Below are 11,318 nucleotides of genomic sequence, written 5' to 3' on the forward strand. Positions count from 1 at the left end.
CCGGGCGTACCCTCGCGCAGGTGCAGCCGCAGACCGTGCCCAACGGCCTGGGCGAGGGCGGCCTGAAGGTCGACGAGAACCCGTTGACCAAGGGCTGGCAGAATGCCAAGGCGCCGCAGCAGAGCCAGGTGGGCGGCAGGACGCAGGTGCTGATCGAGCAGACCGCCGACAAGGCGATCCTCAACTGGGAGACCTTCAACGTCGGCCGCGACACCACGGTCAAGTTCGATCAGCAGGCGCAGTGGGCGGTGCTCAACCGGGTCAACGACCCCAATGCCCGGCCGAGCCAGATCCAGGGCCAGATCGAGGCCCAGGGCACGGTGATGCTGGTCAACCGCAATGGCGTGGTGTTCAACGGCAGCAGCCAGGTCAACGTGCGCAACCTGGTGGCGGCGGCAGCGCAGGTCAGCGACGAGCAGTTCCGCGAGCGTGGGCTTTATGTCGACAACAACGCCAGCCAGGCCACCTTCACCGAGGCCGCCGGCAAGCTCCAGGTCGAGCGCGGCGCGCAGTTGCAAACCCGCGCGCCGGCCAGCTCCACCGAAGGGGGCGGCTACGTGCTGTTGCTGGGCAGCGAGGTGAGCAACGAAGGCCAGATCATCACGCCCCAGGGCCAGGCCACCCTGGCCGCCGGTGACGCCTTCTATATCCGCCGGGGCAAGGGCACCCAGGCCAACGCCTTCTCCACCACCCGTGGCAACGAGGTCGCCAGCAGCCTGAAGGCCGGCAGCAGTGCCGGCAGCGTGGCCAACGCTGGCTTGATCCAGGCCGCGGGCGGCGACATCACCTTGACCGGCCATGCCGTGCGCCAGGACGGCGTGGCCCTGGCCAGCACCGCGGTGGACCGGCGGGGCAGCATCCACCTGCTCAATTCGGCCAGTGACGCCAACGGCACGGTCAGCTTCGGCAAGGGCAGCGTCACCGCCGTGCTGCTCGACGACAGCCAGGCCCTCGACAGCCAGCGGGAGGCCTCGCGGCAGGTGGTGGATGGTGTCAGCGGCAACAATGCCACGGGCCGCTTCGACAACTTGAGCAAGGTCATCGACCGCCCCGAGCAGTCGCGGGTGGAGGTGGTCAGTGGCGGCACCGTGCATTTCCAGGAAGGCGCCCTGACCCTGGCCACCGGCGGCCAGGTGGCGGTCAGCGCCGGGCTGCGCAGCCTGGTGGACGAGGGCGCGCGCATCGATGTGGCCGGGGCCCTCGGGGTCAAGGTGGCGATGGAAAGCAACGTGATCAAGATCAACGTGCAAGGTAACGAGCAGCGCGACGCGGCCGGCAACCGTGACAAGGGCGGCCTGATCAACAGCGATGTGTGGGTGGATGTACGGGAACTGGTGCATGTCGAGAAGGGCGTCAACGGCTACGCCGGCGATCGTTGGTACACCGCCGGTGGCCTGCTTGAGGTCGGCGGCTACCTCGGCACCCGCAACCACAGTGTCGGCGAGTGGATGGCCCAGGGCGGCACGGTGACCTTCACCGGCCAGGACCTGGTGACCCGTGCCGGCGCCGAGATCAACCTGTCCGGTGGCACCCTGGCGGTGCAGGACGGCTACGTCCGCCAGAGCTGGTTGCGTGGTGAGGACGGACGCCTGTACGAACTGTCGCGGGCCCCGGGCGACCTGCTCTACACCGGCCTGTACAAAGGCTACCAGGCGCACAGCGCACGCTGGGACCAGACCCGCACCTTCTACAATCCGCTGATCGCCCCTGGGCAGCGCTTCGAGCAGGGCTACACCGTGGGGCGCGATGCCGGCAGCCTGGTGGTGGCGACCCACAGCGCGGTGCTCGATGGCCAGCTGGTCGGCCAGACCTGGCAGGACGAGCGCCAGGTCCAGGCGCCGGTGCGCGGAGGCGACGGCTATAGCCAGGTCCACAGCGCCCGAGCCCAGGGCGCGCAGCTGGTGATCGGCCAGCAGGTGCCCGGCTATCTCTCCGATGCCAAGGCGCTGGGCATGAGCCTGACCCCGGTCATGCAGCAGGTGCTGGTGCGGCAAGGGGCGGGCGGGCAGAGCGCCGATATCGGCCTGCAGGCACCGCTGGACGACAAGCGTCGCGGGCAACTGCTGCTCGACAGCGACTGGCTCAACGGCTCGGCCCTGGGCGGCCTTACGGTCGCCGCTCAGCAGCGTATCCAGGTCGATGATGCCCTGCGTCTGGCCGACGGTGGCAGCCTGACGCTCTATGCCCCGCAGGTGCAGGTCAATGCCGACTTGACCGCCAGAGGCGGGCAGATGGTCCTGGGCGATGTGCTCAGGCAGCGGGTCCTCGCCAGCCTGCAGGACCTGCCGCTTGTTACCCCGACAGGGCTGCGCGCGCAGGTCGGCGTGGCCGCCGGCGTACGCTTGGATGTCAGCGGCTTGCGCAGTGAAGGTGTGAGTCCCGGCGAGCGGGCCTGGCGCAACGGCGGCAGTCTGAGCCTGCGTAGCAGCGGTGATGTGCTGTTGGACAGCGGCAGCGTGCTGGACGTATCCGGTGGGGTGGTGCGCCGCGAAGCCAACCGCCTGCTCGGCGGCAGTGGCGGCAACCTGACCTTGCAGAGCAGCGTGCTGAACAGCGCCGGGATCGGCCGGATGCGCCTCGATGGTGAGCTGCGCGGTTACGGCAGCAGTGGTGCGGGCACCCTGACCGTGGCCGCCGACCGGGTGAGCATTGGCGCCGCCGCCGATGGCAAGGCCAGCGTGCATCTGGCCGAGGATTTCTTCAGCCGCGGCTTCGCCCACTACGCCATCACCGGCAATCACAGCCTGAGCGTGGCCGCCGGCAGTCGTATCGATGTCACCCGGCCTGTGGAGCGGCTTGACGCCAGCCAGCCGGTCAGTGGTCAGGCGCAGGTCTGGCTGGCGCCGCCGCTCGTGCAGAACGCCGTGGCCGTCACCCTGGAGTCGCGTGCCGGCGCCAGCCTGGCCCTGGCGGCGGGGGATACCCGTTTCGCCCAGACCGTGCGCGAAGCAGCGTTGCTCGAGGTCGGGCGCGGCGCGACGATCAGTGTCGACCCGTTGCAGTCCATCAGCCTGGGCAGCACCGCGCAATTGACCCTGGACGGCACCCTCAATGCCTGGGGCGGCAGTGTCAGCCTGCTGCAGCCGTGGCTGCCGGCCATGGATTCCGGTGTATCCGAAGGCGCGCACCAGCGCTCCATCCGCCTCGGCGACCAGGCCCTGATCGATGTGTCCGGTCGGGCGGTCACGGCCGTTGACCTGCAGGGGCGCCGCTATGGCCGGGTTGATGACGGCGGCAGCATCGTCATCGGCGGGCAGGTCGACCACAACCTGGGCACCAGCAACGGCGCCTACCTGTTCCTGGACATGGCCGAAGGCGCCCGCCTGCGCGCCGATGGCGCCCAGGCCACGCTGGATATCCGTGGCCAGGGGCCGGTGGCCGTGGCCAGCAACGGCGGGCGCATCAGCCTGGCGTCGAGCCATGGGTTGCGCCTGAACGGCAGCTTCAGTGCCGCTTCCGGTGGTCGTGGCGCTGCGGGCGGCAGCCTGGAGGTGGCGTTGGACACCGGTCTGTACCTCAATGCCAGCTTGGTCGACGGGGTCAAGGCACCCCGCGAGCTGACCCTTGCCCAGGGCGCTGCTGGCCTTGAGAACGGACCGTTGCGCTATGGCCAGGGGCGCCTCGACGTCGCCAGGATCGCTGCTGGGGGCTTCGACAGCCTGTCGCTGCTCAGCGACGGCGTGGTGGCGTTCGATGGCGACATTGATCTGCAGATGGCCCGCAGCCTGCAGCTGTACACCGGTTCGCTGGTGCTGGCCCAGGGGAGCGCAGGCAACGCCCGTGTTCACCTGCAGGCGCCCTATGTGCGGCTCGCGGGCAGCAACCACCGCAGCGCTGAGCAGGCGACCCGACCGACCCTCAAGGGCGGCCTGTCGACCCAGGACAGCGCGGCGCTGTTGCAGGTCGACGCGCAGCTGCTGGACCTGCGCGATGCGCTGACCCTGGGCGCCCATGGCAGCCTGGCCTTGGCTACGGGCGGCACGTTGGATTTCGATCGGCGTGGCTTTGCTCTGGGCAGCCTGCGCAGCCAGGGCGACCTGCGCGTGCTGGGCAAGGTCGGCGAGGGCACCGACCGCACCTTGCTGCGCGGCAATGCCGACCTGGAGCTGCTCGCCGCGCAGATCTACCCGACCACCGGTGCCTTCGGCCAGATCGAGACGGGCGCCAACGCCACCCTGCGCATTGGCAGGGCCGGCCAGGGCACGCCCGAGCAACCGTTCTCGGTATTCGGCCGACTGGCGCTGATCGCCGGCAAGGTGGAGCAGGGCGGCGTGCTGCGGGCGCCGCTGGGCGGGTTGTCGCTGGGGCAGGAAACGGGGGGCACCCAGTCCGTGACCCTGCTGCCGGGCAGCATCACCTCGGTCAGCGCGGCCGGGCTGGTCATGCCCTATGGCGCAACGGTGGACGGCTTGAGCTACCTGTTCGGTGGCGAGGCGGTGAAGCTGGTGGGGGCGGCAGGCGACAGCCTTTATGAGGTGTCGCTCAACGGCAAATCGATCGATGTCCGCCAGGACGCCTTGATCGACCTGTCCGGGGGCGGCACGTTGACCGGGGCCGGATTCGTCTCCGGACGTGGCGGCTCCACCGATGCCCGCTACCACCCGCTGATGCAGTTCGATGGCGAGGGGCGCCTGGTCCTGCCCACCCTGGACAGCAACCCGGTCTATGCCATCGTGCCGAGCTTCACCGGCCCCTACGCACCGGTCACCGGCGAAGCCGGCGTGGCAGCGCCGGGGATCGGCCAGCAGATTACCCTGGATGGCAGCATTCCAGGCCTGGCGGCAGGCACCTACACCTTGCTGCCGGCCAGCTACGCCCTGCTGCCGGGCGCGTTCAGGGTCGAGCTCAATGGCCTGGCCACGGCCGTGGGACGCTCTGGCAGCCAGGCGATGCGCAACGGTTCATGGACCACCACGGGCAGCCTGTCGGTGGCCAACACCGGTATCCGCCAGGCGCTGCCGAGCCAGGTAATCCTGACCGCAGCTGACGTGCTGCGACGCTATTCGCAGTACAACGAAATGGCCTACGCCGACTTCGTGCGCGCCGATGCCTTGGCCAAGGGCGTGCCGCGCGCGGCGATCGAGGCCGATGGCAAGTGGCTGAACCTGCGGGTGCAGACCAACAATGACGCCGCCAGTACCTTGCGTGTCGCCGGGCGGGTGAACTTCGCCGCCGCCCAGGGCGGTCATGCCGGCAGCGCGGCGGTGTTCGGCGCCCGGGGCCTGGAGATCGTCGCCGATGGCGGCAGCGGCCAGGCCATCGGCGACAACATCGCGGTGCTGTCGGCACGCGAGCTCAATGCCTTGCAGGCACCCCGGCTGACCCTGGGCGGGCGGGCCAATGTGCTCTACGGCCAGGGCGGCAACCAGATGACCTTCCTCGAAGGCACCCGCGATATCTGGGTGCGTTCGGGGGCCGAGCTGCGGGCCGGCGAAGTGTTCCTGACCAGCAACGATCCGCACGGCGGTATCGTCGTCGAGCAGGGGGCCGGTCTCGTCACCCTTGGCCGTGGCGCGGTGCCCTTCGGCGCCGATGACGGCTACTTCATCAACAGCAATGGCCGCGCCTTGCTGGCGGTGTCCAATGGCCGGCTGGAGGTGCTGTCTTCGCCACTCACCACCAGCGGGGCGCCGGGTTCCATTCTCATTGGCGGCTGCAGCGCCGGCGATTGCCAGGGCAGCACCCGGCTGTACTCGGAAGGCTCGCTGTTCGCCGCCACCGACAAGACCTTCAGCCTCGATGATGGCGTGGCCTTCGGCACCCGTCACCTGGGCCTGTCGGTCGGACGAATCAACGTCGGCAGCGCCGAGGCGCTGGCCCAGGCCCTGGCCAATGGTGTCCTGGGTCAGGGCCTGACCCTCAACCAGCAGGTGCTCGACCGCCTGCTGCAGGGCAGCCCGGCCGATGGCGTGCCTGCTCTGCAGACCCTGACGCTGGCGGCGTCCGACTCGCTGAATTTCTTCGGTACCACCGCGCTCGACACCTACGACCCGGTCACCGGCAAGAACCGTCTGCAGGCCCTGGTCCTCGGCGTGCCGGCCATCCATGGCAGTGGCTTGGCCGGCGACCAGGCGACCATCCGCACCGAACGCTTGATCTGGAGTGGTGCCCGTAACGTCGCGGGTGCGCCGATCGCGGGTGGGGCCGGCAGTGGCGATGGCGTGCTGGCCATCCGCGTCAAGGACCTGGAGTTCGGCTATGGCGCCAACAGCCAGCCCGACGGCAGCGCCGACATGGCGCGCCAGACCTTGGGCTTCAGCCGTGTGGAACTGCACGCCAGCCACCAGGTGACGGCCAACCACAAGGGCAGCCTGCTGGTTCATCACCGCCGTGGCGACTACCAGGCCGACGGCGGCTTCGCCTATAGCGGTGGCGACCTGCTGGTGGACACGCCGTTGTGGACCGGCACCGCGGGTTCGCTCAACCGCATCGAGGCCGGCGGCACCCTGCGTGTGCAAGGCGCTGCGGGCACACTGGCCAGCGGCCGCGAGGCACTGGGGGCCGAGATGAGCCTCAAGGCGCGGCAACTGCTGGTCGACGGCACCTTCAGCCTGCCCAGTGGCCGCCTGACCCTGCAGGCCGTGGACGACCTGCGCCTGGGCGACGCCGCGCGGGTGGACCTGGCCGGGCGCACCCTGACCTTCAATGATGTGACCCAGTACAGCTGGGGTGGCGAGCTGGTGCTCGGCAGTCAGTTCGGCAACATTCACCAGGCCGCCGGCGCGTTGATCGACCTCAGTGCCCGCAACAACCGCGCCGGTCGCCTGAGCGCCATCGCCCTGGGTGAGCAGGGCGGGGGCATCGAGCTGCTCGGCCGGATTCTTGGGGCTGCCAGCGGCCAGTATGATGCCGCCGGCACGCGGGTCCCCTACGCGGGTGGCGCGGTCGATATCCGTGCCCGGCACCTGGACGATTTCGCCGGCCTCAACCAGCGCCTGAACCGCGACGAAGTGTTCGGCGCGCGCAGCTTCCAGATCAAGCAGGGCGACCTGGTGATCGGCGATGAGCTCAAGGCACGGCAGATCAACGTGTCGCTGGACAATGGCCAGCTCAGGATCGAGGGCCATGTCGATGCCAGCGGCGAGCAAGTCGGCAGCATCCGCCTGGCCGCCGGACGTGGCCTTGCCCTCGGCGCTGGGGCGCTGCTCGATGCCCACGGCAGTGGGCTGCGGGTCGACAGCTACGGCGCGATCATCGACGCGCCGAACCGCGCCGTGGTCGAACTCAACAGTGGCCAGGGCCAGCTGACCCTGGCCAGCGGCGCGCGCATCGACCTGCGCCACGGCACCGCCGCCGGGCAGGGCGATGGCCGCCCACGGGGCACCCTGGAGCTGATCGCCCCGCGCCAGGACAGCGATACCGCGGGTGATATCGCCATCGACGTGCGCGGCCCTGTGGACATTCTCGGTGCCCGTTCCATCGCGGTGGTCGGCAACCAGCGTTATACCGACGCGGCGCCGGGCGGCACTTCGGTCAGTGGTCGGCCGGTCCAGGTCATCGACCAGGATTACCTGAACCGCAAGCACGACCTGAGCGTGCAGTTCATCAACCACCTGCTGGGCAATCGCGATCTGCTCGAGGTGCGTCTGGCCGGGCTCAACAACACCCGCTACGTCCAGGCCCTGCACCTGCGGCCGGGCGTGGAGATCGCCACGGCCGATGCCCGCACCGACCTGGTGGTGCAGGGCGACCTGGACCTGTCCGGCCATCGCTACGCCAGCCTCAATCCGCTGACCGCGCAGACCTCGGTCTACGGTTCAGGCGAGGTGGGCAACCTGGTGCTGCGCGCCGGGGGCAACCTGGAGGTGTACGGCAGCATCAGCGACGGCTTCATGCCGGTGGACCTGGCCACCGACGACACACGCACGGACGGCAAGGGCTGGTTGCTGGTGCCCGGCAAGCAGCCCTTCGACAGCGACCTGGTGATCCCGCGCAGCGGCGTCGAACTGGCCGAGGGCACGCTGTTCCCCGAAGGCAGCCTGCTCAACTTCGACCTGCCGTTCGCCGCCACCACCTTGCCGGCCAACCAGCGCCTGCCCAGTGCCTTGAGCCTGTCGGCGCCCTTGACCCTGCCTGCGGGCACGGTGCTCGAGGCCCCGGTGCGCGATGCCGGCGGCAACCTGTTGTATGGCGCCGGCACCTTGTTGCGCGAGCCGGTCACCCTGGCCGTTGGCACGCGTCTGGATGCGGGCAGCCGCCTGCCGGTCAGCGTGGCGGTGCAGGGCGGCACCTGGAGCAAGGGCGTTGCCCTGCCCAGCAGCGGTCTGACCCTGCGCGGCGTGCTGGGCCTGGCCGTGGGCTCGCGGCTGCCGGCCGGCACCGACGTCAAGCTGGCCGAGGGCGTCGACCTGATCGAGTTGCGGCCCGCGGTCAATGGCCAGCAGGGGCGCAACTGGGCGCTGGCGCAGATGCTGGCGCAAGGTTCGCAGTCCTGGTCGATGCGCCTGGTGGCCGGCGCCGACCTGGATGCCGCCGACAGCCGCATCACCCGCCCCGACACCGAGGCCGGCGTGTTGCGCCTGGCCGACCTGCACTACATGGCGCAGCAGAAACGCAGCGGCGGCGGGGATACCGGCACCGGCATGGTCTGGGGGCCGGACAACACCTACGGTATGGAGCCAGGTACTCCGGTGGCGCCCGAGGACCTGGCGCTGTGCGAGATCGCCGGCTGGTGCGAGCCGGCAGTGAAGACCATCAAGGTCTGGGGCCCCGACAACACCTATGGCATGGAGCCGGGTACCCCGGTGGCGCCCGAGGACTTGGTGCTGTGCGACATCGCCGGCTGGTGCGTGGACCAGACAGTGGGCGGCAAGAAGATCTGGGTCTGGGGGCCGGACAACACCTATGGCATGGAGCCCGGCACCCCGGTGGCGGAAGCCGACATGGACCTGTGCTCGATCCCCGGCTGGTGCGTGGAGGTTGATGCGCCGAGCGAGCCCGAGCGTATCGAGGTCACGCCGCAGACCCTGATGTTCAGCGTGCTGCGTACAGGCACCGGCGATCTGGACCTGCTCAGCGCCGGCGACTGGCGCATGGACTCGCTGTTCGGCGTCTACACCGCCGGCACCCAGGCGCCGTCGCTATGGCGCGACGGCAGTGATCCGCACCAGGTCGCCCGTGGCCGGCTGGCCGACGGCAGCGTGCTGGGCGGCGCCGGCACGGCCTATGAAGCGTTGACCGACAGCCTGTACCGCGCCTGGTATCCGGAGCAGGGCGGCAACCTGCGCATCGCCGCCGGCGGCGACCTGACGGGCAACCTGGTGGCGACCAGGACCGGCAGTGCCCTCGCCAGGCCGCAAGTGGCGTCGGCCGCGGTGGGCAACTGGTTGTGGCGCCAGGGACAGCCCAGCGCCGATACCCCGGCGGCCTGGTGGGTCAACTTCGGCACCTTCGCCCAGCAGCCCCAGGCCACGGTGGCCGAGCCCTGGCTGGTGGGCTTCACCGGCATCGGCACCCTGGGCGGCGGCAACCTGGATGTCGGCGTGGACGGTTCGGCGGGCCTGCTGCAGAGCAGCAACACCGCGGGCGTCGAGGCCGAGCGCAGCCAGGGCCTGAACCTGGTGGTCGGCGGCAGTGGCCGGATGACCGAGGACGGCCGCCTGGTGCAGACCGGAGGCGGCGACCTGAACCTGCGTGTGGCCGGCGCCATCAACCCAGATTCCAGTGCCCTGGAAATGGCGCGCGTCACCCCGGACCTGGGCGGCACGCTGGTCAACCTGCGCGGCGCCCTGAATGTGCAGGCGGGCAGTATCGGCGTGGTCAGGCAGGTCTATGGCAGCAGCTTCGCCTTCAACGACAGCAGCGAGTCGCGTGCCTACGACCCTTTCACCTCGACCAAGGCGGCGGCGCTGGGTGGCCTGACGCTGATGCCGGGCGATGCCGCCGTGCGCCTGGACAGCCGCGGCGACCTGGTCGTGCAAGGCGTGGGCGACCCAGGTCGGGTGCCGCAGTTCAACATGACCGGCTTCCTCGGCGACAACGGTATGCGCTATGCCGGGCAGGGCAGCAGCTGGTTCTCGTTGTGGCGCGAGACCACCGCCGTTGACTTGCTGGCCCTGGGCGGCAATGTCACGCCGGTCAACCTCGACGACACCCGACCCGGGCGCAACCTGCCGCTCTACGGTGGGCGGCTGTTCTACCCGACGGCCCTGCGCGTGTTGGCGGCCAACGGCAGCTTGTACTACGGCAGTTCGGCCAGCGAGCGGGGCGTCGCGACGTCGGCGTACTCGCTGATGACCGCGCCGTCTGCGCGCAGCGCCCTGCAACTGATCGCGGGCGAGTCGATCTATGCCGGTGGCTATGTGATCAGCCAGGCCGGCACCGACACCTCAGCCATCGCCACGCCGCAGCGACCTGCCATGCTGGGCCAGGACTTCGCGTTCGTGTACCGGGCCGGCAACCTGAGCGGGGACGTTGCCGCCAGCCTGGATACGGCGCCGTTGTTCACCTATGGGCTCAACACCTACAGGGCCGGGCAGCGGCCGCAGGCGCCTGCGCGTTTCTATGCCCTGGCGGGCGACATCCTCGGCTTGAACACCGGCGAAATCATTGAATACCAGCAGACCGGGCTCAAGCTGTACCAGGGCGCAGGGCCGGTGCGGGTGATGGCCGGGCGCGATATCGTCAATGCCGGCAAGGCGCTGGGGACCGAGCGCTTCGGGGCGACGGGCATGGTGGCAGGGGATCAGGGCAACATCCATTCCTCGGGCAACCTGATCATTCATGGCGACGCGTTGGATGTCTCGTTGATCAGCGCCGGCCGCGACATTCGCCTGAGCACCTTCAATGTTGCCGGGCCCGGCCAGCTGGAAGTGGTGGCCGGGGGCAACCTGTTCCAGTCCGGCCAGGGCGTGGGCTCGGCTTACCAGGAGGCGGCGATCAACAGCATTGGCCGGGTCGATGGCAGCGGTGGCGGGAACGACGGCGCGGCCATCGCCATCGTCGTCGGCGCTGGCAAGACCGGGCCGGACTATACCCGCCTGCTCGAGCGTTACCTGGGCACGAAGCAGGGCCAGCCGGACCAGCCGTTCAAGGTCTACGATCAGGAACTGCAGGCCTGGCTGCGCGAACGTTTCGGTTTTACTGGCGACAACGCCGCAAGCGGTGACTATTTCGCCGCCTTGCCCGCCGAGCAGCAGCGCATCTTCGCCCGGCAGGTCTACTTCAGCGAACTGCGCGAGGGCGGACGCGAGTACAACGACGTCAACGGCCCGCGTACCGGCAGCTATGTACGCGGCCGTCAGGCGATCGCCACGCTGTTCCCTGAGCGGGATGTGGCCGGCAATCCGATCAGCTATGGCGGCAGCGCCACGTTCTAT

The 11,318-nt window shown here is 69.7% G+C and carries 1 protein-coding gene; it reads left to right on the top strand.

The window, feature by feature from the left end; genetic code table 11:
• Positions 1-11,318, top strand: an 11,318-nt coding sequence (locus tag CC207_RS11980; protein WP_256582072.1) for a filamentous hemagglutinin N-terminal domain-containing protein, incomplete at both ends; no start/stop codon positions are given.

It is taken from the genome of Pseudomonas sp. DrBHI1 (genome assembly GCF_002205115.1).
GTDB lineage: Bacteria > Pseudomonadota > Gammaproteobacteria > Pseudomonadales > Pseudomonadaceae > Aquipseudomonas > Aquipseudomonas mosselii.